The sequence below is a fragment of the Mycobacterium sp. DL592 genome, from assembly GCF_011694515.1.
Taxonomy (GTDB): domain Bacteria; phylum Actinomycetota; class Actinomycetes; order Mycobacteriales; family Mycobacteriaceae; genus Mycobacterium.
In genome coordinates this window covers 3,209,313-3,231,076 of record NZ_CP050192.1, presented here as the reverse complement: position 1 = coordinate 3,231,076, position 21,764 = coordinate 3,209,313, and the positions used below count along the sequence as shown (strand labels likewise).

The 21,764-nt window shown below is 67.0% G+C and carries 21 protein-coding genes; 17 read left to right on the top strand and 4 right to left on the bottom strand.

Features of this window, described 5'->3' with window-relative positions:
• The first annotated feature begins 107 nt into the window (after positions 1-107).
• The 5 genes from HBE64_RS15490 (at position 108) to HBE64_RS15470 (ending at position 7,048) form a co-directional block, all read left to right on the top strand.
• Entirely contained in the window at positions 108-1,490 is a 1,383-nt protein-coding gene (locus HBE64_RS15490; protein ID WP_167103824.1) for an ammonium transporter, read from the top strand.
• Positions 1,491-1,495: 5 nt separating this feature from the next.
• Positions 1,496-1,834 (top strand): P-II family nitrogen regulator, encoded by a 339-nt coding sequence (locus HBE64_RS15485; RefSeq protein WP_167103821.1) that lies wholly within the window; start codon positions 1,496-1,498, stop codon positions 1,832-1,834.
• A gap of 72 nt (positions 1,835-1,906) precedes the next feature.
• Positions 1,907-4,390, top strand: a complete 2,484-nt coding sequence (locus HBE64_RS15480) for a [protein-PII] uridylyltransferase (protein ID WP_167103818.1) — start codon at positions 1,907-1,909, stop codon at positions 4,388-4,390.
• Positions 4,391-4,425: 35 nt separating this feature from the next.
• A complete protein-coding gene (gene ffh / locus HBE64_RS15475) occupies positions 4,426-5,973 on the top strand; it encodes a signal recognition particle protein (RefSeq protein ID WP_167103815.1) in 1,548 nt (515 codons plus the stop codon).
• Positions 5,974-5,977: 4 nt separating this feature from the next.
• Positions 5,978-7,048 (top strand): amidohydrolase family protein, encoded by a 1,071-nt coding sequence (locus HBE64_RS15470; protein WP_167103812.1) that lies wholly within the window; start codon positions 5,978-5,980, stop codon positions 7,046-7,048.
• Between the two features lie 60 nt (positions 7,049-7,108).
• Here the strand turns inward: HBE64_RS15470 and HBE64_RS15465 are convergent, their stop codons facing one another.
• Both HBE64_RS15465 and HBE64_RS15460 read right to left on the bottom strand, forming a co-directional pair.
• Entirely contained in the window at positions 7,109-8,458 is a 1,350-nt protein-coding gene (locus HBE64_RS15465; protein WP_167103809.1) for an HNH endonuclease signature motif containing protein, read from the bottom strand.
• Positions 8,459-8,500: 42 nt separating this feature from the next.
• Positions 8,501-9,352, bottom strand: a complete 852-nt coding sequence (locus tag HBE64_RS15460) for a D-alanyl-D-alanine carboxypeptidase family protein (RefSeq protein WP_167103806.1) — start codon at positions 9,350-9,352, stop codon at positions 8,501-8,503.
• 165 nt (positions 9,353-9,517) lie between these two features.
• On the opposite strand from HBE64_RS15460, the gene HBE64_RS15455 reads away from it, so the two are divergent.
• Positions 9,518-10,174: a DUF1942 domain-containing protein gene (locus HBE64_RS15455; RefSeq protein WP_167103803.1), complete on the top strand. Its 657-nt coding sequence runs from the start codon at positions 9,518-9,520 to the stop codon at positions 10,172-10,174.
• Here HBE64_RS15455 and HBE64_RS15450 read toward each other — a convergent pair whose 3' ends face one another.
• The gene (locus tag HBE64_RS15450; protein WP_167103800.1) at positions 10,175-11,059 is read right to left on the bottom strand and encodes a D-alanyl-D-alanine carboxypeptidase family protein; all 885 of its coding nucleotides are present in this window, start codon (positions 11,057-11,059) and stop codon (positions 10,175-10,177) included.
• 58 nt (positions 11,060-11,117) lie between these two features.
• Between HBE64_RS15450 and HBE64_RS15445 the strand changes: the two genes are divergently transcribed.
• From HBE64_RS15445 to trmD, 6 genes are all read left to right on the top strand, one after another.
• Positions 11,118-11,534 (top strand): nuclear transport factor 2 family protein, encoded by a 417-nt coding sequence (locus HBE64_RS15445; RefSeq protein WP_167103797.1) that lies wholly within the window; start codon positions 11,118-11,120, stop codon positions 11,532-11,534.
• Positions 11,535-11,623: 89 nt separating this feature from the next.
• A complete protein-coding gene (locus tag HBE64_RS15440; protein ID WP_167109258.1) occupies positions 11,624-12,439 on the top strand; it encodes an amidohydrolase family protein in 816 nt (271 codons plus the stop codon).
• Positions 12,440-12,595: 156 nt separating this feature from the next.
• Positions 12,596-13,096: a 30S ribosomal protein S16 gene (gene rpsP / locus HBE64_RS15435; RefSeq protein ID WP_167103794.1), complete on the top strand. Its 501-nt coding sequence runs from the start codon at positions 12,596-12,598 to the stop codon at positions 13,094-13,096.
• The gene (locus tag HBE64_RS15430) at positions 13,093-13,335 is read left to right on the top strand and encodes an RNA-binding protein (protein ID WP_099040063.1); all 243 of its coding nucleotides are present in this window, start codon (positions 13,093-13,095) and stop codon (positions 13,333-13,335) included. Before rpsP ends, HBE64_RS15430 begins: the two co-directional genes overlap by 4 nt.
• 41 nt (positions 13,336-13,376) lie before the next feature.
• Positions 13,377-13,910 (top strand): ribosome maturation factor RimM, encoded by a 534-nt coding sequence (gene rimM / locus HBE64_RS15425; RefSeq protein ID WP_167103792.1) that lies wholly within the window; start codon positions 13,377-13,379, stop codon positions 13,908-13,910.
• Position 13,911: 1 nt separating this feature from the next.
• Positions 13,912-14,601 carry a tRNA (guanosine(37)-N1)-methyltransferase TrmD gene (trmD, locus tag HBE64_RS15420; RefSeq protein WP_167109256.1) on the top strand — a complete coding sequence of 230 codons (690 nt, stop codon included), beginning with the start codon at positions 13,912-13,914 and terminating at the stop codon, positions 14,599-14,601.
• A 3-nt stretch (positions 14,602-14,604) separates the two neighbouring features.
• Here trmD and HBE64_RS15415 read toward each other — a convergent pair whose 3' ends face one another.
• A complete protein-coding gene (locus HBE64_RS15415; RefSeq protein ID WP_167103790.1) occupies positions 14,605-15,537 on the bottom strand; it encodes a beta-lactamase family protein in 933 nt (310 codons plus the stop codon).
• A 312-nt stretch (positions 15,538-15,849) separates the two neighbouring features.
• On the opposite strand from HBE64_RS15415, the gene rplS reads away from it, so the two are divergent.
• The 5 genes from rplS to HBE64_RS15390 all read left to right on the top strand — a co-directional run bounded on the left by rplS (position 15,850) and on the right by HBE64_RS15390 (position 21,655).
• Positions 15,850-16,191 carry a 50S ribosomal protein L19 gene (gene rplS / locus HBE64_RS15410; protein ID WP_163802753.1) on the top strand — a complete coding sequence of 114 codons (342 nt, stop codon included), beginning with the start codon at positions 15,850-15,852 and terminating at the stop codon, positions 16,189-16,191.
• Positions 16,192-16,273: 82 nt separating this feature from the next.
• The gene (gene lepB, locus HBE64_RS15405) at positions 16,274-17,095 is read left to right on the top strand and encodes a signal peptidase I (protein ID WP_167103788.1); all 822 of its coding nucleotides are present in this window, start codon (positions 16,274-16,276) and stop codon (positions 17,093-17,095) included.
• 12 nt (positions 17,096-17,107) lie between these two features.
• On the top strand, positions 17,108-17,812 hold the full coding sequence (locus HBE64_RS15400; RefSeq protein WP_167103786.1) for a ribonuclease HII: 705 nt from the start codon (positions 17,108-17,110) through the stop codon (positions 17,810-17,812).
• Between the two features lie 47 nt (positions 17,813-17,859).
• Complete coding sequence (locus HBE64_RS15395) at positions 17,860-18,165, top strand: DUF2469 domain-containing protein (RefSeq protein WP_167103784.1); 306 nt, start codon at positions 17,860-17,862, stop codon at positions 18,163-18,165.
• A gap of 115 nt (positions 18,166-18,280) precedes the next feature.
• Positions 18,281-21,655, top strand: a complete 3,375-nt coding sequence (locus HBE64_RS15390) for a right-handed parallel beta-helix repeat-containing protein (protein ID WP_167103781.1) — start codon at positions 18,281-18,283, stop codon at positions 21,653-21,655.
• The last annotated feature ends 109 nt before the right edge of the window (positions 21,656-21,764 follow it).

Here is a 21,764-nt window from a genome sequence, read left to right as displayed (position 1 = left end):
CACATATGCGAAACACCCAGGCGTCCTCGCGGAAACAACCACTCAGCATTGTCTTGGCCTAGGTCAACGGTGCCTAAACCGTGGCATGGGTGAAGGAGATACTGCGAGTGGATGGATTTCCCGTAATGGGTGTGCCGGACACCGGCGACACAGCATGGATGCTTGCGAGCTCCGCGCTCGTGCTGCTGATGACGCCGGGTCTGGCCTTTTTCTACGGCGGCATGGTGCGTGCCAAGGGCGTGCTCAACATGATCATGATGAGCGTCAGTGCGATGGGCATCGTGACGGTGCTCTGGGTGCTGTACGGCTACTCGATGTCCTTCGGCAACGACAAATGGAGTGTCATCGGCGACCCCGGTCAGTATTTCGGCCTCAAGGGTCTCATCGGTGGTAATGCTGCTGCCGCGGTCGCCGCGGATCCGGCGACTGGAACTGCGGCGAAAGCCGCGGTGGAAATCCCACTCGCGGGTACGATTCCGCAGCTGGTCTTCGTGGCCTTCCAGCTGATGTTCGCCATCATCACCGTCGCCCTGGTCTCGGGTGCCATCGCAGACCGCCTGAAGTTCGGTTCCTGGTTGGTTTTTGCAGCTCTCTGGGCGACGTTCGTCTACTTCCCTGTTGCACACTGGGTGTTCGCGTTCGACGGCTTCACCGGTGAGCACGGCGGCTGGATTGCCAACAAGCTCAAGGCGATCGACTTCGCGGGTGGTACCGCGGTGCACATCAACTCCGGTGTCGCCGGCCTTGCGCTATGTCTCGTTCTCGGCAAGCGCAAGGGCTGGCCGGGCACCCCGATGCGGCCGCACAACCTGCCGTTCGTGATGCTGGGTGCCGGTCTGCTGTGGTTCGGCTGGTACGGATTCAACGCCGGTTCGGCGTTGAACTCCAACGGCATCGCGGCGTCGACCTTCGTCACGACGACCGTCGCGACCGCCGCGGCCATGCTCGCCTGGTTGCTCACCGAGAAGATTCGCGACGGCCATGCGACCTCGCTGGGTGCGGCATCGGGCATCGTGGCCGGACTGGTCGTCATCACGCCGTCCTGTTCGTCGGTGAACGTGCTCGGCGCGTTGGCCATCGGTGCGATCGGCGGCGCCCTTTGCGCCCTGGCAGTCGGGCTGAAGTTCAAGTTGGGCTTCGACGACGCACTCGACGTGGTCGGCGTGCATATGATCGGCGGCCTCACCGGCACCCTGCTCATCGGCCTCTTCGCCGCCCCTGAGGCACCTGCCGCTGTCAAGGGCCTGTTCTACGGCGGTGGGTTCGATCAGCTGTGGCGCCAGGCAGTTGGTGCGTTCGCTGTTCTGGGGTATTCGTTCATCGTCACGACTATCTTGGCCTTGATCCTGAAGTACACCATTGGCCTGCGCCTCCCCGAGGAGGATGAATACAACGGTATCGACGAAGCCGAGCACGCTGAAACCGCGTACGACTTCGCCGTGGTTGGCAGCACAGGCTCGGTTCTCAGCCGTCACGGCGCGGAGGAATGAGGGAAATGAAACTGATCACAGCGATCGTCAAGCCGTTCACGCTGGAAGACGTCAAGACCGGTCTTGAGCAGGCGGGTATTCTCGGAATGACCGTCAGCGAAGTCCAGGGGTACGGACGCCAGAAGGGTCACACCGAGGTCTACCGCGGTGCTGAATACTCCGTCGACTTCGTGCCCAAGGTTCGGGTGGAGGTCCTGGTTGATGATTCCGCCGTCGACAAGGTGGTGGACGTCATCGTGCAGGCCGCCCGGACCGGCAAGATCGGTGACGGCAAGGTGTGGGTCAGCCCGGTCGAAACCGTCATCCGGGTTCGTACCGGCGAGCGAGGGTCGGACGCCCTCTGACGTACAAGATGTGAGTCTTCTTGCGGCCACACCGGATAAGAGTTTGTCGGCAACGGCCGCGGGAGGACTGAGATGACGAAGAACACAAGAGATTCCGCCGCCGGCGCGCCCCGATGGGAGGCGCCGGCGGCGGCTTCTTCTAAGCCCGCCAAAGACCTCGCCGCGGCAAACAAGCAATTGCTGGAAGGCGGCCAGCGCCAACTCGATTCGGCCGCGCTACGCGACGCTCTGCTGGATCTGCACGAGTTCTGGCTGACCACCAAGGCCACCGAGATCGGCATCACTGCTACCAGCGGCTTCGCGCTGGTGGCCACCGGGGGACTGGGCCGTCGGGAGCTGGTTCCGTACACGGACCTGGACCTGATGCTGCTGCACGACAACATGCCACCCGAGATCGTGAGTCAGGTGGCCGAGATGTTGTGGTACCCGTTGTGGGACGCCAATATTCGGCTGGACCACAGCGTTCGGACGGTTCCCGAGGCGCTTCAGGTCGCCGGGGAGGACATCTCGGCCGGACTGGCGATGCTGGAGGTCCGCCACATCGCCGGCGATTCGGAGCTGTCGACGCTTCTGATCGGTGGCGCACGCCGCCAATGGCGCACCGGAATCGCATCCCGCTTCGATGAACTCGTCGAGCACACCCAGGCCCGCTGGCAGCGCAGCGGGCAGATCGCGCACCGGGCCGAACCCGACCTCAAGTGCGGCCGCGGCGGGCTGCGTGACGTCCAGCTGCTCAACGCGCTGGCGATTGCCCAGCTCGCCGACGTCTACCCGAGTCATTCGCTTGCCTCGCCCACCGGTTCGCTGGGCGAGGCGCATCTGGCCCTGCTCAACGTCCGCACCGAACTGCACCGGGTGTCCAAGCGCGGCCGCGACCAGCTGCTGGCCCAGTTCGCCGACGAGATCGGCGCCTCGCTGCGGATCGGCGACCGCTTCGACCTGGCCCGAGTGCTCTCGGACGCGGCCCGGACCATCAGCTACTACGTCGATGCGGGGCTGCGCACCGCCGCGAATGCGCTTCCACGGCGCGGACTTTCGGTACTTCGCCGACCGGTTCGCCGACCGCTGGACGAAGGTGTCATCGAATTCGCAGGTGAGGTGATCCTGGCCCGCGACGCCCGTCCCGAGCGCGACCCCGGACTGGTCCTGCGAGTTGCGGCCGCCTCGGCCACTACGGGGCTGCCGATCTCCGGCTCGACGCTGAGCCGGCTGGCCGACTCGGCGCCCGAGTTACGCACCCCGTGGCCGCGGGATGCCCTCAAAGATCTGCTCGTGTTGCTGGCCGCCGGCCCGACCACGGTGACCGTCGTCGAGGCGCTGGACCGGACCGGGCTGTGGGGCCGGCTCTTCCCCGAGTGGGGTGCGGTGCGCGACCTCCCGCCACGCGACGTGATCCACATCTGGACAGTGGACCGGCACCTGGTCGAAACAGTCTCCCGGGCAAGCGCTTTCACCACCCGGGTGTCTCGCCCGGATCTGCTGGTGCTCGGTGCGCTGCTGCACGACATCGGTAAGGGTCGCGGGGGAGACCACAGTGCCATCGGCGCCGAACTCGCCGTGCAGGTGGGCACCCGGCTGGGACTGTGGCCCTCCGACATCGATCTGCTCTCGGCGATCGTGCGCTATCACCTGCTGCTGCCCGACACCGCGACCCGGCGGGATCTGCAGAACCCGAAGACCATCGCCGGCGTCGTCGATGCGCTCAAGGGTGATCCGGTGCTGCTGGAACTGCTCGACGCCCTGGCTGAGGCTGATTCGCTGGCCACCGGTCCGGGGGTGTGGGGGGACTGGAAAGCCTCACTGATCGGCGACCTGGTACGGCGCTGCCGGCTGGTGATGGCAGGCGAATCGTTGCCGCAGGCCGATCCCATTGATCCCCATCATCTTTCGCTTGCCACCGACCACGGCGTCCATATCGAGATGACGCCAGGGGAGAGCGCGCACACCTACAACGTCACGGTGATCGCACCGGACCGGCGTGGCCTGTTGTCCAAGGCGGCCGGTGTGCTCGCGCTGAACTCGCTGCGGGTGCACTCGGCGGCCATCAACAGTGCCAGCGGCGCGGCCATCAACACCTTCGTGGTCTCGCCGCACTTCGGTTCACCGCCGGCCGCAGAGCTGCTGCGCCAGCAGTTCATCCTCGCCCTCGACGGTGAGCTCGACGTGATCGCATCGCTGGAGAAGCGTGACCGCGAGGCAGCCCAGTACGGCACCGGCCGGGTGGGGGAGACCAAGCCGGCGGTGCCGGTCAACTCTGCTCCCGCCCCGCCGCGCATCCTGTGGCGTGAGGGCGCCGGCCCGGGCCAGTTGCTGGTCGAGATCCGCACCACCGACCGCACCGGGCTGCTCGCGATGCTCACCAACGTCTTCGAGCGTTCCGCCGTCGACATCGCCTGGGCCAAGATCACCACGCTGGGATCTTCGGTGGTCGACGTGTTCGGTATCACCGTGCCGGCGCTGGACTCGGTCGACGATGTTCGTAAGCAGCTCGATAGTGAGCTCTACGCGGTGCTGCCTGCTCCGCCGCCGGCGAAACCCGTCGAAGAGGCCAGCTGAAGTCACCGCGACCAGCGTCCAGATAGGCTTAGTGCGTGTTTGAATCCCTGTCCGACCGGTTGACCGGTGCGCTCTCAGGCCTGCGCGGCAAAGGCCGGCTGACCGACGCCGACATCGACGCCACCACCCGCGAGATCCGGCTGGCGCTGCTCGAGGCCGACGTCTCGCTGCCGGTGGTCCGCGAGTTCGTCAACCGCATCAAGGAGCGGGCCAAGGGCGCGGAGGTCTCCGCCGCGCTCAACCCCGCCCAGCAGGTCGTCAAGATCGTCAACGACGAGCTCATCGGCATCCTTGGCGGTCAGACTCGCCAGCTCGCGTTCGCCAAGAACCCGCCCACGGTCATCATGCTGGCCGGCCTGCAAGGCGCCGGTAAGACCACGCTGGCCGGCAAGCTGGCCAAGTGGCTCAAGGGCCAGGGCCACACCCCGCTGCTGGTCGCCTGCGACCTGCAACGCCCCGGTGCCGTCAGTCAGCTCAAGATCGTCGGTGAGCGGGCCGGGGTCAGCGTGTTCGCACCGCATCCGGGCACCGCCGAGGGGTCCCACGACTCCCCGCCGGGAGACCCCGTTGCCGTGGCGGCCGCGGGCCTCGCCGAGGCCAAAGCCAAGCACTTCGACGTCGTCATCGTCGACACCGCCGGCCGGCTGGGCATCGACGAGGAGTTGATGGCCCAGGCTGCCGCGATCCGCGACGCGACCAACCCCGACGAGACGTTGTTCGTCCTCGACGCGATGATCGGCCAGGACGCCGTGGCCACCGCCGAGGCCTTCGGTGCCGGAGTCGGGTTCACGGGCGTGGTGCTGACCAAGCTCGACGGTGACGCCCGCGGTGGTGCGGCGCTGTCGGTCCGCGAGGTCACCGGTGTGCCGATCCTGTTCGCGTCCACCGGCGAGAAGCTCGACGACTTCGAGGTCTTCCACCCCGACCGGATGGCCGGGCGCATCCTGGGCATGGGCGATGTGCTGTCGCTCATCGAGCAGGCCGAGCAGGTTTTCGACCAGCAGAAGGCCGAGGAGGCCGCCGCCAAGATCGGGTCCGGTGAGCTGACGCTGGAGGACTTCCTCGAGCAGATGCTGGCCATCCGCAAGATGGGCCCGATCGGCAACCTGCTGGGCATGCTGCCGGGTGCGGGCCAGATGAAGGACGCCCTGGCCGCCGTGGACGACAAGCAGCTCGACCGGCTGCAGGCGATCATCCGCGGCATGACACCGCAGGAGCGGGCCGACCCGAAGATCATCAACGCCTCGCGGCGGCTGCGCATCGCCAACGGTTCGGGGGTGACGGTCTCGGAGGTCAACCAGCTCGTCGACCGCTTCTTCGAGGCCCGCAAGATGATGTCGCAGATGGCCGGTGCGATGGGCATGCCGTTCGGGCGCCGCTCGTCGAAGAAGAGTGCCAAGAACAAGAAGGGCAAGAAGGGTGGGCGTGGCCCGACGCCGCCGAAGGCGCGCAATCCGTTGCTTGCCGGCGGCCTGCCTGGCGGGTTCCCGGACCTCTCCGGGATGCCCGAGGGGCTCAACGAGCTGCCGCCCGGTCTCGCCGACTTCGACCTGTCCAAGCTGAAGTTCCCCGGTAAGCCGTAAATCGTTGGGGCCGTTACACATCCGTGGCTTCGGCCTGCCTGACGGCGAGCCCGTCGAATGGTGGATCGTCGACGGTGTCCTACATGCCGACCCGGTCGCAGGGGCCGAGACGATCTGGGACGGCGGCTGGGTCATCCCCGGACTGGTCGACGCGCACTGCCATGTCGGACTCGGCCCGAACGGTGAGATGCCACTGGAGGAAGCCGTCACCCAGGCCGAGGCCGAACGTGCGGCCGGGGCTCTGCTGCTGCGTGATTGCGGATCGCCCACCGACACTCGCAGCCTCGACGGCCACCACGACCTGCCGCGAATCATCCGGGCAGGCAAGCATTTAGCCCGTCCGAAGCGCTACGGGCGTGGGCATGCCATCGAACTCGAGGACGAGTGGCAACTGCCAGAAGCGCTGGCGCAGCAGGCCCGAATCGGTGACGGCTGGGTGAAACTCGTCGGAGACTGGATCGACCGGTCGGCGGGGGACCTGGCACCGCTGTGGTCCGATGACGTGCTGCGCGCCGCCATCTCCGCCGCCCACGACGCGGGCGCCCGCGTCACCGCGCATGTGTTCAGCGAGGACGCACTGCCGGGCCTGATCGCCGCGGGCATCGACTGCATCGAGCACGGCACCGGCCTGACCGACGACACCATCGCGATGATGGTCGACCACGGCACCGCGTTGGTGCCCACCTTGATCAATATCGAGAATTTTCCTGGATTCGCCGACGCTGCAAGCAAATTCCCGCTCTACGCCGCGCACATGCGTGACCTCTACGATCGCTGCCCCCAGCGGGTCGCCGCCGCCCGCGATGCAGGCATCCCCATCTACGCGGGCACAGACGCGGGCAGCAATGTCCAGCACGGCCGCATCGCCGACGAGGTCGACGCACTCAAGGGCATCGGAATGACGCCGACGGACGCCCTCGCGGCGGCCTGCTGGGCCGCCAGGAGCTGGCTGGGCCGACCGGCTCTGGAGGACGGCGCTTCGGCGGATCTGCTGTGCTTTGCTGCCGACCCCCGCGGCGGCGCGGACGTCCTGTCCCGCCCTGATCGAGTGATCCTGCGTGGCAACGTGTTTTAGCCGCGATTGCTCGAGACTCCTGGGCTGGTGTGTCAACGTCCACCGATAGGGGGACGGGCGTCATGCTGCGCCGTCGCCTTCGTGGTGGTCGTTGAGCAATCGTTCGGGGTGGTGGTAAGTGTTGATGCCGGCGCCGTTGAAAGGCAGTTGGGGTGGGGGGATCCATTCGGTGGTGCCGTCGGCGCGTTTTCGTACAGTCCAGCCTTCGTCGAGCAGCTTGTGGTCGGGTGGGCAGGCTTGGGTGAGTTTGTCGATGTTGGTCAGCCCGCCTGCGGCCCATTCGTCGATGTGGTGGACTTCGGTGCGGTAGCCGGGGGCATCGCAGCCGGGCCGTGTGCACCCACGATCCCTGGAGTGCAGGACAATTCGTTGATCTCCCGTGGCGATCCGCTTGCTGCGCCCGAGCCAGAGTGCTTGGCCGGTGGCTTTGTCGAACAGGGCGAGGTAGTGGTAGGCGTGGATCGACATGCGGATCACATCCGACATCGGCACCAACGTGCCACTGGCGGTCACGGCCTGTCCAGTCTGGGCCTGGATGTCGTGCAGGGTGGCGGAGACAATGACCGTGACCGGAAGTCCGTTGTGCTGGCCGAGTTTCGGGTCGCCGAGTTGTCCGCGTACCAGGGCGCTGAGGGCGTCGTGTTGACGTTGGGGATGGCTGCGGGCGTCGCGTTCGGCGACCTGCGCGCTGGGTTCGGTTGTAACGGTGGGGGTTTGGTCGGCGGGGTTGCACATGCCGGGGGCAGCGAATTTGGCGAACCAGGCGTCGAGCATGGCGCGCAGTTCGGGGTTGGCGATCAGCTTGCCCACGCTCATGCCGTCGGGGCGTTGGCCGCCGCGCCAGGTGAATCCGCGTTTGCGGGCGCGGTCGTCGTCGCTGAAGGTGCCGTCGGGGTTCAGCGTCAGTGCCAGCCGGTCGGCCACCTTCTGCAGTTGGTCGGGGCGCAGGTTGGCGGCGTGCTCAGCCAGTGATCGTTCGGCTTTCTCGATCTCGGCGGGCCCGACGTGGTCGGGTAGCTCGCGCAAGAACTTCTGGATCACGCGGAGATGCTCGGCGTCGAGCAGCCCGTCGTGCCAGGCCGTTGAGGTCGTGGGCAGCAGTGGCGGCAGTGGCTCACCGGTCAGCGTGGTGCGCGGCTCGAGCTGCTCGGCATCCTTGATCCGGCGTCGGGCCTCGGTGCGGCTGATCCGCAGCATGTCGGCCAGGCTGATCGGTGGCGGTGGGCAGCCGGGAATGTGTTCGAGGCGGGCTAGGTGATCGTGGCTGATCGCGATCTGGCGTCGCCGGGCGGTTTCGAGCCGGTCGAGTACGCCGTAGCGCTCAACCGCCTCAACCGTGCCGAGGTCGGCAGCAGCGATTTCGGCGACCACGGTGTCAAGGTCGTCAAGCATCGCAGCGATCGAACGCATGTTCGAATGCTATCGGCGCGCACTGACAAGAATCGTGACCTGCTACTGCTGTGCGAAACCCCAGTCCAACAGCGTTCGGCCCTGATCCCACAGCGCGTCGTCGCTGTACATCATCACCGCGATCAGCCGCCTGCCGCCGCGCTGTGCCACCGCGACGTAAGTTTCCTTGGCCAGGTTGGTGAAGCCGGTCTTACCCCCGATGAAGCCGGGATAGCTCGCCAGGAGGCGGTCATGGCTGGCGATCTGTTTGGCCCCGCCCTTGCCGTCCGGGAACAGGGCGGTGCTCTGATGGATGATCTCGGCGAACAGCGGATAGTTCAATGCTGCCCGGTAGATGACGCCCAGGTCATGCGGGGTGGTGACCGTTTCCCAACCGGGCCCGTCGAGCCCAGATGGGGAGCCCGCCTTCGTGCTGCGGGCACCGAGTTGATAGGCCTTGATGTTCATCCGTTGGATCGCGACCTGGTATCCACCCACCATGTCGGCCAGCGCGTTCGCGGCATCATTGCCCGACACCATCAGCAAGGCGTCGAGCAGTTGCCGGGCGGTGTAGACCGCCCCGGGCACCAGGCCGACACAGGTGCACTCGACGTCGGTGTTCGCGGTCGTCGCGCGCATCGCGGCCGCTGGGTTGACCAGATCCATGACCACCATCGCCAGCAGCGGCTTGATAGTGCTGGCAGGCGCGTACGCGCCGTACGGATCGCGCCCACCGAGGATGCGTCCGCTGTCCAGGTCGGCGACCAGCGTCGCGCGGGCGGGGCCGTCCGGGGCGGCGACGAAGGCGGCCCCGGGCATCGGTTCGGCCGCGCCCGGCGCGGCTGACAGGAGGGCCATCGACGTCGCAGCCACCGCCAGCAAAGCACGGCGCACCCGCCCAGCGAACACACGCATGTGCGCCGAGGCTATCGGCGCAAGGACGCGTTGCGGGTTCGGCGAGGTCTCCAATTGATCGCGGCGAGGATAACTGCGGTTTGGCCGAGTGTTATCGGGTCGGACGCAGTAATGTTTCCCGAGAAACCGCCGGGAAAAGTCGGCCTTGATCAGCTAGGAGTGACCGTGAAGATCGCGAAACTGGCCGCAGTCGTTGCCACCACTGCCGTCACGTTCGGCGTGGGTGCTGTTAACGCCGCGACGGCGTCGGCGACCGACAGCATCAGGGTGTACGGCGAGCAGGAGACCCTGAACGGGCCCAATGGCCTTCCCTACATCGGTTACGCCGTGGGCAAGCTGAAGCCCAGTTCAGATCCGGTGCCGCACAACGGCAAGTTGTACTCGGCCAAACTGGTCGTCGATGGGTTCGGGGGCAATTTCCCGCCGTTCGTAGAGCGGTTCGGCGCCCGTGCCGAGTCGGGCGATTTCTACCCGTCGATCTGGGGTGCTTCGAACACCGGCAAGCTCTACTTCGATGTCGTCGGTGACATCCCGAACAGCGTCGTCTTCAACGACGGCACTCGCGACCTCCTCGCCTGGGTGCCGGGTAACCCCGGCAGCACTGCGGCCCCCGTGGTCGTGTCAGAGGATGACGAGGACCAATCGCAGATTGTGCAACCGCAGCCCACCGCAACCGGTCCGGCTCCGACCGAAGGTAATTCGTCCATCGTCGCCACCCCGAACGACCTCGCTGCCCCGCCGTTCCAGCTCACCGAGGGTGACGTCGCCACGCCCGGCTTCAACGGTGGCGGCGAAGGACCCGGCAGCGGCGGACACCGCTAGCTACAGCGCCGCGACGCTTTCGGATCGGCTCTGGGCGAAGCCCCAGTCCAGCAGCATGGCCGCCTGGTCCCAATAGGTCGGTCCGCCCTCGTGGATCAGGCCGTACATCATCGCGATGACCAGCCGGCGGCCGTCGCGGTCGGCGGCGCCGACGAACGTCTTGCGGGCGGCGTCGGTGAAGCCGGTCTTGCCGCCGATAGCGCCGGGGTAGCGCACAAGCAGTTCGTCCTGGTTGACCAGTGGCTTGTCGCCGGTGTCGGTGGGGAACATGGCGACCGGCTGTGCGGTGATCTCGGCGAACACCGGATTGGCCAGCGCGGCGCGGAAGATCGCGGCCAGATCATGTGGGGTGGTCCAGCCCGGTCCGCCCGGCCCGTCGAGCCCGGAGGGCGACGTGGCGTGGGTGTTGGTCGCTCCGATCGCGGCGGCCTTGGCGTTCATCTTGTCCACGGCGACCTGGTAGCCGCCGATCATGTCGGCCAGGGTGTTCGCTGCGTCGTTCCCCGACACCAGCAGCACGGCGTCGAGCAGTTGGCGCGCGGTGTAGCTGCGGCCGGGTTTGACCCCGGCGCAGTTGCATTCCACCCGGGTCGCTGCCTCGGAGGCCACTACGGTGGCGTTCAGGTCGACCTCGTCGAGTGCGGTGAGTGCCAACAGCGTCTTGATGGTGCTGGCTGGGGGATGCGGGGCGTACATATCGCGGCCCGCCAGAACCTGCCCGGTGTCCAGGTCGGCGACGATCCATGCCGGCGCAGGGCCGTCAGGGATCGGGACCGACCCGGCCGGCTGGACGCTCGGGTCCGCCAGGGCCGGCGCTGGGCCACCGATAGCGGTGCTGATGATCAGGGTGAAAGATGCCGCGAGAGCGGCCAGGAGCCTACCCATGGGGTCCGAGCCTAACCCGGTCTGGGCGCAACGCCACACGCAGTGTTGAATCGGACGGATGCTGAGCCTGGCGGAAATCTCGGACCGGCTGGAGATCCAGCAGTTGCTGATCGACTACTCCACCGCGATCGACAATCGTCGCTTCGACGACCTCGACCGGGTCTTCACCCCGGACGCGCACATCGACTACACGGCAATGGGCGGTATCGCCGGTCCCTTCGGCGAAGTCAAAGCCTGGCTCGCCGAGGTGATGCCGAACTTCCCGGCTTACTACCACATGCTCGGCAACGTCGACGTCCGCGTCGACGGCGACACCGCGACCTCGCGGTCGATCTGCTTCAACCCGATGAAACTCGGCGACGACGGCCAGATCATGTTCTGCGGGCTGTGGTACGACGACGAGTTCCACCGCACCGCGGACGGGTGGCGGATGACCCGTCGTGTCGAGACCAAGTGCATCCAGAAGTTCTTCTGAGCGCCACCGCCGAAGCCGAGGTCGCCGCCGTCCGGGGGTTACTGGACAGGCTGGGCCTCGACGCCATCGTGGACGTGCACACCCACTTCATGCCCAAGCGGGTGATGGACAAGGTGTGGGCCTACTTCGACGGGATCGGGCCGGGGGTCGGCCGGCCCTGGCCCATCGAATATCGGCTCGACGAAGCCGACCGGGTCCAGCGACTCCGGCAGTTCGGTGTCAGCGCCTTCACGTCACTGGTGTACCCGCACAAGCCGGACATGGCCGAGTGGCTCAACTCGTGGGCCACCCAGTTCGCTGCGCAGGTGCCGGAATGCCTGCACACCGCGACGTTCTACCCGGAGCTGTCCGCGCCCGCCTACGTGCGCCGGGTGATCGACGCGGGGGCACGGGTCTTCAAGGCCCACATCCAGGTCGGTGACTACGCCCCCACAGACCCGCTGCTCGAACCCGTGTGGGCGCTGCTGGAGGAGACGCAGATCCCCACGGTGATCCACGCCGGGTCCGGTCCCCAACCGGGGCGGTACACCGGCCCCGCCCCCGTCGCCGAGGTGCTGCGCCGGCACCCCGGTCTCCGATTGATCGTCGCTCACATGGGACTGCCCGAATACCGGGACTTCATGGAGCTCGCACTTCGCTATCCCGGCGTCTACCTCGACACCACGATGGTGTTCACCGAGTTCACCGAGCAGACCGACCCGTTCCCGCCCGATGCGCGGCCGACGCTGGTCGCGCTGGGGGAGAAGGTGCTGTTCGGCAGCGACTTCCCCAACATCCCGTACTCGTACCACCACGCGCTCGCGTCGATCACCGCTCTCGGCCTGGGCGACCAGTGGTGCCGCAACGTGCTCCACGACAACGCAAGACGGCTGTTTTGGCCGATCAGCACCGGTGCCGGCGATTAACACCTGATCCAGACGATCTGGCACAATGGGCGGCTGTCCGCGCGCGGCTTCTTCGGATGCGCCGTCCTGCGGTCACACACGTGAGGCAAAACCGGATCGGGCATCCCGCCCGCATCGCTGAATTGCAGCGTGGCAATGCATCAGGAGAAGTAGTTCATGGCTGTCAAGATCAAGCTCACCCGGCTTGGCAAGATCCGCAATCCCCAGTACCGCATCGCTGTTGCCGATGCACGCACCCGTCGTGACGGGCGGTCCATCGAGGTCATCGGCCGGTACCACCCCAAGGAAGACCCGAGCCTCATCGAGATCGACTCCGAGCGCGCCCAGTACTGGCTGTCCGTGGGTGCTCAGCCCACCGAGCCCGTCCTGCAGCTGCTGAAGATCACCGGTGACTGGCAGAAGTTCAAGGGCCTGCCCGGTGCCGAGGGCACCCTGAAGGTCAAGGAGCCCAAGCCGAGCAAGCTGGATCTGTTCAACGCCGCGCTCGCAGCTGCCGACGGTGCGCCGTCCGGCGAGGCCACCCAGCCCAAGAAGAAGAAGGCTCCGGCCAAGAAGGCCGACGAGGTTGAGGCCGCCGCTGAGCCCGCCGCCGAGGTTGTCGAGGCCGCTGAGCCCGCCGCCGAGGCCGCCGAGACCGCTGAGGCCGCCGCAGAATGAGCTCGGTCGTCGTCGACGCCGTGGAGCATCTGGTCCGCGGGATCGTCGACAATCCTGACGACGTCCGTGTCGACATGGTCACCAGCCGTCGAGGCCGGACGGTGGAGGTTCACGTCCACCCCGAGGACCTCGGCAAGGTGATCGGCCGCGGCGGTCGCACCGCCACCGCACTGCGCACCCTGGTCGCCGGCATCGGCGGCCGCGGTATCCGCGTGGACGTGGTGGACACCGACCAGTAGGTCTGGCGGGCTGGAGCGAAGCGACCCGGGGAGGAGCCGGCATGGAGCTGGTCGTCGGGCGCGTGGTGAAAGCCCACGGCATCACCGGTGAACTCGTCGTCGATGTACGCACCGATGAGCCCGAGGAGCGTTTCACGCCCGGTAATCGCTTGCGGCTGAGGCCTTCTCGCGGTGAAGGCGGACGCGACGTGGTCATCGAAACATCCCGGCCGCACGGTGGGCGGCTACTTGTCCGGTTGCCCGGGGTGTCTGACCGCACCGCGGCCGACGCGCTACGTGGGCATCTTTTCGTCGTCGACTCCGGCGAGTTGCCGCCGATCGCCGATCCCGACGAGTTCTACGACCACCAACTCGAGGGTTTGGTGGTGCGGACCGTTGCCGGGGCGGAGGTCGGCACGGTTGCCGAGGTGCTGCACACCGGTGCCGGCGAACTGCTGTCGGTGCGCGCCCAGGACGGCGCCGAAATCCTGGTCCCGTTCGTGAGCGCCATCGTCACCGCGGTGTCCCTGGCCGACGGAATCGTCGAGATCGATCCTCCTGAAGGCCTGTTGAACCTAGACGATGTCGCAGGCTGAGATGCGCATCGACGTCGTCACCATCTTTCCGGGCTATCTCGACCCGGTGCGGGAGTCGTTGCCTGGCAAGGCAATCGAGTCCGGCATCGTTGAATTCGGTGTGCACGATCTGCGGCGGTGGACCCACGACGTGCACCACTCTGTCGACGACTCGCCCTACGGTGGCGGGCCGGGCATGGTCATGAAGGCGCCGGTGTGGGGCGAGGCCCTTGACGAGATATGCACCGATGCAACGCTTCTGGTGGTTCCCGCACCCGCAGGCCGGCCGTTCAACCAGGGGGTGGCCCAACGCTGGACGGGCGAACAGCATCTGGTGTTCGCATGCGGCCGCTACGAAGGCATCGACCAGCGGGTTGTCGACGACGCTGCCAGACGGATGCGGGTCGAAGAGGTCTCGATCGGCGACTACGTGCTCGCCGGCGGCGAGGTCGCCACCCTGGTGATGATCGAGGCGGTGGTTCGCCTACTGCCCAATGTCATGGGCAATCCGGCGTCGCACCAAGATGATTCGCATTCTCCGGAGAATGCCGGGCTGCTGGAGGGGCCGAGTTACACCCGGCCGCCGCAGTGGCGTGGTCTGCCCGTCCCCGAGGTGCTGCTGTCCGGGGATCACGGCAAGATCAGGGCGTGGCGCCACGAGCAGGCACTGCAGCGGACGCGGGAACGGCGTCCGGACCTGTTGGGCGGGTAGGCCCTAGATCCGGCCACCCGGGAACATCGTCGTGATGACCTGGGTCATCGTGTTGCGGGCGGTGGAGTCGTCGACCGGCTGCAGGGAGGCCATCGCGATGACGAAGCGACGGTCGGGGCCGATCACTCCGGTGGACATGTGCAACCAGTTGTCCCCGTCCCAACCGGGCATCCAACCCTGCTTGACCGCAACGGGTTCGGCGAATAACCCATCCGGAATGCCGAACCGCTGCGGGTAGCCGTCCAAGCCGGTGGGGGTCGAGGCGGACAGGTCGGACAGGATGACCGCGGCCTCCTCGGGCGGCAGGCCGCCGGTGCCGTCGAGCAGCATGTCGTAGTAACGAACGAGATCGGCGGTCGTGCTCATGGTGGTCCACCAATGACCGTCGTAGGGCGCGGTGGTGCCGGACAGTCCGTAGCGGGCCTTGATCCGGCTGATGACCGCGTTGCCACCGCTCTCACCCCAGAAGACCTCGGCCGCGTCGTCGTCCGACGAGCGCAGCATCTCGTCGAACTGCTGGCGCTCGTCGGGGCTGAGCTGACGCTGACCCTTGGCCACCTGCAGCAGCAGGTCGTCGGCGATGAACAGCTTGCTCACCGAGGCGATCGGAAACGCGCCGCCGTCGCCGCCGGAGATGGTCTGGCCGGTCTTGCGATCCAGCAGGGTGAAGCTGATGTCGGCGCCCTTCTTGGCGGCGTCGGCGGCAGCCTGCCGGGCTCGGGCGTCGAGGCCCAGGATCGTGTCCGGCGGAGCCGCGGGAGCAGGTGCGAGCACGGGAGCTTCGGGAATCAGGTTCGGATTGGCACTGAGTAAGGTGACCCGCTGCGGTGCGGTATCGCCTGGCCCCGCATTGACCTGTGCGGACGAGGCCCCGACCGAGACACCGATCAGCACTGCGGCTGTACCGGTGACCAGCACCGACGGACGCCGTCGCATGGTCCTCTCCTTGTCGGGAATCGTGGTACGCAGGGGAAGGGCTTGCTGCGTCGCGGCCCGTCAGTTCAGGTTAACCGTACCTTTTGTACACCGCAGTGTTAGCTCACCGGTACATCCCCGTGACCTCGGCGGGTCGCGCGATTTCACTGCTCGCGGCCCATCTGGCACAATTGAGCAGTTGCCCGCGCGGGCCGAACTTCTTTCCGCCTGCTGCGACACACACCACGTGCCCGAATCCAATCGGCTCGACGGCCGCCTGCACCCCGTGTGCAGGTTGTCGGCCGCAGCCGCGAACGCAAGGAAGTGTCACCGATGAACACGCTGGACTTCGTCGATCAAGCGTCGCTGCGCGACGACATCCCGACCTTCAGCCCCGGCGACACCGTGAATGTTCACGTGAAGGTCATCGAGGGCAACAAGTCGCGCATCCAGGTCTTCAAGGGTGTGGTGATCCGTCGTTCCGGCGGTGGCATCCGCGAGACCTTCACCGTGCGCAAGGAGAGCTACGGCGTGGGCGTCGAGCGCACCTTCCCGGTGCACTCGCCCAACATCGACCACATCGAGGTCCTCACCCGCGGTGACGTCCGCCGCGCCAAGCTGTACTACCTGCGCGAGCTTCGGGGCAAGAAGGCCAAGATCAAGGAGAAGCGCTGAGCTTCGACATGCGGCCCCTGAGAAGCGCTGAGCTTCGACATCGGAACGCTGAACAGTCGGGCCGGCTGGCTACGCTGATCACGTGACCGACAACGCAGGCTCGGCCGACTCCACGCCGGACGTCTCCACGGAGGCGGATGCTCCGGGCGAATCCACTCCCGAACAGGGCGACAAGAAGCGCTCAGCGCTGCGCGAGGGCGCCATCCTCGTCGGCATCGCGCTGGTCCTCTACTACGTGATGCTCACGTTCGTGGCCCGTCCGTATCTGATTCCGTCGGAGTCGATGGAGCCCACCCTGCACGGATGCAACGGCTGCACCGGCGACCGAATCATGGTGGACAAGGTCACCTACCGGTTCAGCACGCCGGAACCCGGTGACGTCATCGTCTTCAAGGGCCCGCCGAACTGGAACGTCGGCTACAAGTCGATCCGCTCGGACAACGCCGCGATCCGTACCGTGCAGAATGCGCTGTCGTTCGTCGGCTTCGTTCCGCCGGACGAGAACGATCTGGTCAAGCGCGTCATCGCGGTCGGCGGTCAAACCGTGGAGTGCCGCGCCGATTCGGGCCTAACCGTCGACGGCAAGCCGCTCAAGGAGCCCTACCTCAACGCCCAGACCATGATGGCCGACCCGCTGGTCTACCCGTGCTTGGGCAACGAGTTCGGCCCGGTCAAGGTGCCGGACGGCCGGCTGTGGGTGATGGGGGACAACCGCACCCATTCGGCGGATTCGCGAGCTCACTGCACCAGCACCCCTGCCGACGCCCAGAAGGGCATCCTGTGCACTGGGGACCCTATGACGGGCACCGTGCCGGTGAGCAACGTGATCGGCAAGGCGCGGTTCATCGCATGGCCGCCGTCTCGGTGGGGTGGTGTGACCTCGGTCGACCCGCAGCAGGGCTGACCCGTGCCCGCGATGACGTGGCCGCCGCGCACAGTGATCCGCAAATCGTCGGGTCTTCGCACGCTGGAGTCCGCGCTGTACCGCAGTGGGCTGGGACCGGTGGCCGGGGTCGACGAAGTGGGACGGGGCGCCTGCGCCGGTCCGCTGGTGGTCGCGGCCTGTGTGCTCGGGCCAAACCGGTTCGAGAGCCTCGCCGCGCTCGACGATTCGAAGAAGCTCACGGAGAAGTCGCGCGAGGAGCTGTTCCCGTTAATCCGGCGGTACGCGCTGGCCTATCACGTGGTGTTCATCCCCGCTGCTGAGGTGGACCGGCGCGGTGTGCACGTCGCCAATATCGAGGGCATGCGCCGAGCCGTGGCCGGGCTGTCACTGCGGCCCGGATACGTCCTGTCCGACGGGTTCCGGGTGCCGGGGCTGCCGATGCCGTCGCTGCCCGTGGTGGGTGGGGACGCTGCGGCGGCGTGCATCGCGGCGGCCAGCGTTTTGGCCAAGGTGAGCAGAGATCGATTGATGGTGGCGATGGAGGCCGAGCATCCAGGCTATGGTTTCGCCGACCACAAGGGGTACAGCACTCCGGCACACAGTGCGGCGCTCACCGCACTGGGCCCGTGCAGCCAGCATCGCTACTCCTTCATCAACGTCCGACGGGTTGCGGGTGGTGCGGGTACCCACGTGGTCGCCGACTGCGCACCTGCGCGGCGTGGCGGGCAGGGGTGAGTCAAGATGGACAACGACGACGAGCAGACAAGAGGACCGCTGAGCCGATGAGTGCCGAAGATCTCGAAAAGTACGAAACCGAGATGGAACTCTCGTTGTACCGCGAATACAAGGACATCGTCGGTCAGTTCAGCTACGTCGTAGAAACGGAGCGCCGTTTCTATCTAGCAAACAGTGTCGAAATGGTTCCGCGGAACACTGACGGCGAGGTCTACTTCGAATTGCGGCTCACTGACGCGTGGGTATGGGACATGTACCGACCAGCACGTTTCGTCAAGCAAGTACGTGTTATCACATTCAAAGACGTGAACATCGAGGAAGTCGAGAAGCCCGAACTTCGTCTCCCTGAGTGACTTTTGGCCCCTATCTAATTGCGCAGTGGACTATTCCGCAGCAACGGCGCTCGTGCTGAGTTAATCTCGGCGTGAGCTACAGCGCCACGGTGCGCTGGGCTTTCGTGGGGGGACCATGAAGCACGCGAACTATGTCGGTAGGGTCGGCGCGCTCGCGGTCGCGTTGGGCATTGGCGGTGCCATGGCCGGTGGGATCGCGATCGCCGACGCCAGCCCGTCGTCCGACGGTGCCACATCGGCGACCGGGAGCTCAGCACCGCACGGCAACGCCGCATCACGGACGTCCACGGCCCGCCGTCAAGCCGCCGCCGGACCGCGCAGGCCCATCGTGCTGCAGCCGGCCGCCCCGGCCACCGCGGTGACCAGCGCCGCGGCTGCCGTCGGCCACAGCCGGGTGGTGGACGTCGCGACAACACCGGTGACGGCTGCCGCCCCTGCTTCCACGACTTCCACGGCATCCGTGCCCTCTGTCACGTCGGCCCACACCGCCGCGCCCGGCGGCGGGGTCATCGGCTGGTTCCAGCGCACCTTCTTCAACTCGACCCCAGTGTTCACCCCGCAGGCGGTGGCGGTGGCCCTGGCCAAGGGTCAGACCAGCCAGCCGTTCCTGCTCGGCGCCACCGACCCCGACGGCGACACCCTGACCTACACCGTCGCCAACAGCGGAGTCGGCACCGGCGGCGGCACCCTGGCCACCGCCGGGGACACCGCCACCTACACCCCGCCGTCGTCGTGGGGCGGGTTGACCGCTTATGACGACACCTTCGCCGTCACCGCATCCGACGCCGGCAGCGGATTCCACATCCACGGGCTTTCGGGCCTGCTGAGCATGCTCACCTTCGGCCTCCTCGGCGATCCCGGCCACACTGCTACCAGCACAGTCACTGTCCATGTCACGCCAGTGCCACCGGTGCCGCCGGTGCCGCCCGACGTGGTCACCCTGCCCGGGGAGCCGTTCACCGCCGCGGTAGCAGGCTCCGGCGGGGTGGTCTACCAGACCACGGTGAGCGGCACCGCGACCAGCGGCTACCACACCAACGTCACCGTCGTCCGTCCCGACGGCACGTCGACCACGGTCAGCCAGCCGGGCCAGACGTACACCGGCGTGGTGGTGGCCGCCAACGGCACCGCGTACCAGATCAGTTCGTCGGGCGGGCCGGGCAGCATCGACTACACCAACGACACCACCGTGCTGCGCGCCGTGCGCGCCGACGGCACCGTCGTGGACTACACCCAGTCGGGCGTCATCACCAACGGCAGCTCGGTGGTGGTCGGGCCGGACGGCGCCATCTACGCCACCAGCACCGCCGGAAGCGCCAATCCCGGCTACACCACCGTGGTCCGCACGGTGCGCGCCGACGGCACCACCACGACCCACACCCAGCAGGGCGAGCCTGCCGGTCCGATCGTGGTCGCTACCGACGGCACCGCGTACCAGACCTCGTTCGTCTACCAGACCGACATGGCGAAGTCGACAGTGGTCGACGTGCTCCCACCCGGTGGCTCGACGCGCGAGTACACCCTGACCGGGCTGCCGGATGGCCAGCTCGTCATCGGCTCGGGCGGAATCGCTTACCAGACAACATCGTTATGGGACGAGAGCGCCGCCACCTTCACCACCACGATCACGGCGATCCGCCCCGACGGAACCACGTCGGCGCGCACCAGCGTGCTGGGCGTGCGGCCGACCACGGTCGTCGCCGCCGACGGAACGGCCTACCAGACCAATGCCATCAACGGCTCCACGGTGACGATCATCGCCCCCGGCGGCACCCGGGTCAGCAAGACATGGTCCGGCACCCCCGTCGGCGGTGTGCTGATCGGCAGCGACGGCTACGCGTATCAGGCCTCGGTGTCCAACGGCAAGACGACCGTCGCCGCGCTGAGCCCCGATGGCAACATCGCGGTGATTAGTGTCCAGAATGGCTCTCCTGCAACTGATCTCGTTCTTGCAGCCGACGGCAGCGTGTACCAGACCAGCTACGACTCGGCGGCCACCACCACGTGGACGAACCAGTTCAAGCCCGACGGCACCGTGGTCTCGCGCAGTCAGGCCGGCCAACCCGTGGGCGGCCTGGTGGTCCGTCCCGACGGGCAGGTGTTCCAGACCACCGTCACGGGCAATGCCCAGAGCGGCTACACCACCGTGATCCGGGCCTGGGCGGCTGACGGGTCGGTCACCGACCGAACCCAGTCCGGCCAGCCGGTGGGTGGAGTGGTCATCGCCGCCAACGGCACTGTCTACCAGACGAGTTCGGGGGTCAACGCAGGCGGGCTCGCCACCTCGGTGGTGACGGTGATGGCACCGGGCGGCAACGTAGTGCGGCACACGATGGTGGGCCTGCCGTCCGGTGCGGTGACGATCGGGGCCGACGGAACTGCCTACCTGACGACCTCGACCGGGGTGTGGCGGGTCGACTCGCAGAGCGCCAGCTCCGAAACCGTCACCGACACAGGACCGTTGACGGTGCCGGTCGGCGCCGTGGACGCCACCGCCGCCCTGCAGGCCATCCTCGATGCGGCGACTCCCGGTTCCACCGTTCGGCTCCAGCGCGGCCGCACCTACAACGTGGCGGGACTTCTGTACCTGCGCAACGCCTCGGTGACGGTGGACGGCAACGGCGCGACGATCAACTCGACCAACGACGCCACCTCCTCGGTGCAGATCACCGCCAATGGCGTCACCCTGCAGAACATCAACCTGACCGCGGCGACCGAGGGCCTCCGCTACGGAGCCCTCGAGCAGCACAAGCTTCTGGTCACCGGCGACAGCGACACCCTCAAGAACGTCAGCGTCACCGGATCAGCGGCCGCCGGGATATTCGCTTACGGTGCAAGTAATTTCACATTCGATCACACGACGGTCCGATACACCCGCGCCGACGGGATCCACATGACCGGCGGTAGCCACGACGGCACCGTCGTCGATCCCTCGACCGCTTGGACCGAGGATGACGGCGTCGTGGTGGTGTCCTACACAGGCGAGCCGATCTCGCAGAACATCGTCGTCACAAACCCGGTGGTCAACGGATCCGATGGCCGCGGGATCGCCGTGGTCGGCGGGAACAATGTGACCTTCTCCAACATCCACGTGTGGAAGACCTGGGCCGCCGCGGTGTACGTCGCCGCCGAGGGCGCGCCCTGGTACACGCAATCGGTTTCGAACGTGACGATCAAGGGCGGCTCGCTGGTCGAGACGGCGGTCGGCACCGACATCGCCCAGGGCGCGATCCTGGTGTACTCGGGCAGCTCGGCATCCACGATCAGCACGGTGAGTATCTCGGATCTGGCGATCTCCGACACCCCGCAGTGGGCCCAGCGCTCCACCGGCATCATCCTCGACCCTGGTGCTGGGCGGATCTCCGGCGTGGTGCTGAAGAACATCGCGCTGACCGACAGCGCACTGCCTGTGTTCGCGACCAACGCCCCGTCGAGCAGTTACACCGCCACCGGGTTCACGCTCAACGGCCAGCCGATCACGGTGCCCTGACGCGTTCCGGCTGTGGACGAAGGGGCGTCTGGGGATAACCAGCGGTCTAACCGGCCTGCGCCGCCGTTGATGTCGACGAGATGTCGGGGTCGTGACCGACGCTGCGGGC

Excerpts from the sequence above, each read along its gene's own strand:
- HBE64_RS15485 (WP_167103821.1), top strand. The coding sequence starts at position 1,496 with ATGAAACTGATCACAGCGATCGTCAAGCCGTTCACGCTGGAAGACGTC.
- HBE64_RS15480 (WP_167103818.1), top strand. The coding sequence starts at position 1,907 with ATGACGAAGAACACAAGAGATTCCGCCGCCGGCGCGCCCCGATGGGAG.
- HBE64_RS15465 (WP_167103809.1), bottom strand. The coding sequence starts at position 8,458 with ATGCGTTCGATCGCTGCGATGCTTGACGACCTTGACACCGTGGTCGCC.
- HBE64_RS15460 (WP_167103806.1), bottom strand. The coding sequence starts at position 9,352 with ATGCGTGTGTTCGCTGGGCGGGTGCGCCGTGCTTTGCTGGCGGTGGCT.
- HBE64_RS15450 (WP_167103800.1), bottom strand. The coding sequence starts at position 11,059 with ATGGGTAGGCTCCTGGCCGCTCTCGCGGCATCTTTCACCCTGATCATC.
- HBE64_RS15445 (WP_167103797.1), top strand. The coding sequence starts at position 11,118 with ATGCTGAGCCTGGCGGAAATCTCGGACCGGCTGGAGATCCAGCAGTTG.
- HBE64_RS15440 (WP_167109258.1), top strand. The coding sequence starts at position 11,624 with ATGCCCAAGCGGGTGATGGACAAGGTGTGGGCCTACTTCGACGGGATC.
- rpsP (WP_167103794.1), top strand. The coding sequence starts at position 12,596 with ATGGCTGTCAAGATCAAGCTCACCCGGCTTGGCAAGATCCGCAATCCC.
- HBE64_RS15430 (WP_099040063.1), top strand. The coding sequence starts at position 13,093 with ATGAGCTCGGTCGTCGTCGACGCCGTGGAGCATCTGGTCCGCGGGATC.
- rimM (WP_167103792.1), top strand. The coding sequence starts at position 13,377 with ATGGAGCTGGTCGTCGGGCGCGTGGTGAAAGCCCACGGCATCACCGGT.
- trmD (WP_167109256.1), top strand. The coding sequence starts at position 13,912 with ATGCGCATCGACGTCGTCACCATCTTTCCGGGCTATCTCGACCCGGTG.
- HBE64_RS15415 (WP_167103790.1), bottom strand. The coding sequence starts at position 15,537 with ATGCGACGGCGTCCGTCGGTGCTGGTCACCGGTACAGCCGCAGTGCTG.
- rplS (WP_163802753.1), top strand. The coding sequence starts at position 15,850 with ATGAACACGCTGGACTTCGTCGATCAAGCGTCGCTGCGCGACGACATC.
- HBE64_RS15400 (WP_167103786.1), top strand. The coding sequence starts at position 17,108 with ATGACGTGGCCGCCGCGCACAGTGATCCGCAAATCGTCGGGTCTTCGC.
- HBE64_RS15395 (WP_167103784.1), top strand. The coding sequence starts at position 17,860 with ATGAGTGCCGAAGATCTCGAAAAGTACGAAACCGAGATGGAACTCTCG.
- HBE64_RS15390 (WP_167103781.1), top strand. The coding sequence starts at position 18,281 with ATGAAGCACGCGAACTATGTCGGTAGGGTCGGCGCGCTCGCGGTCGCG.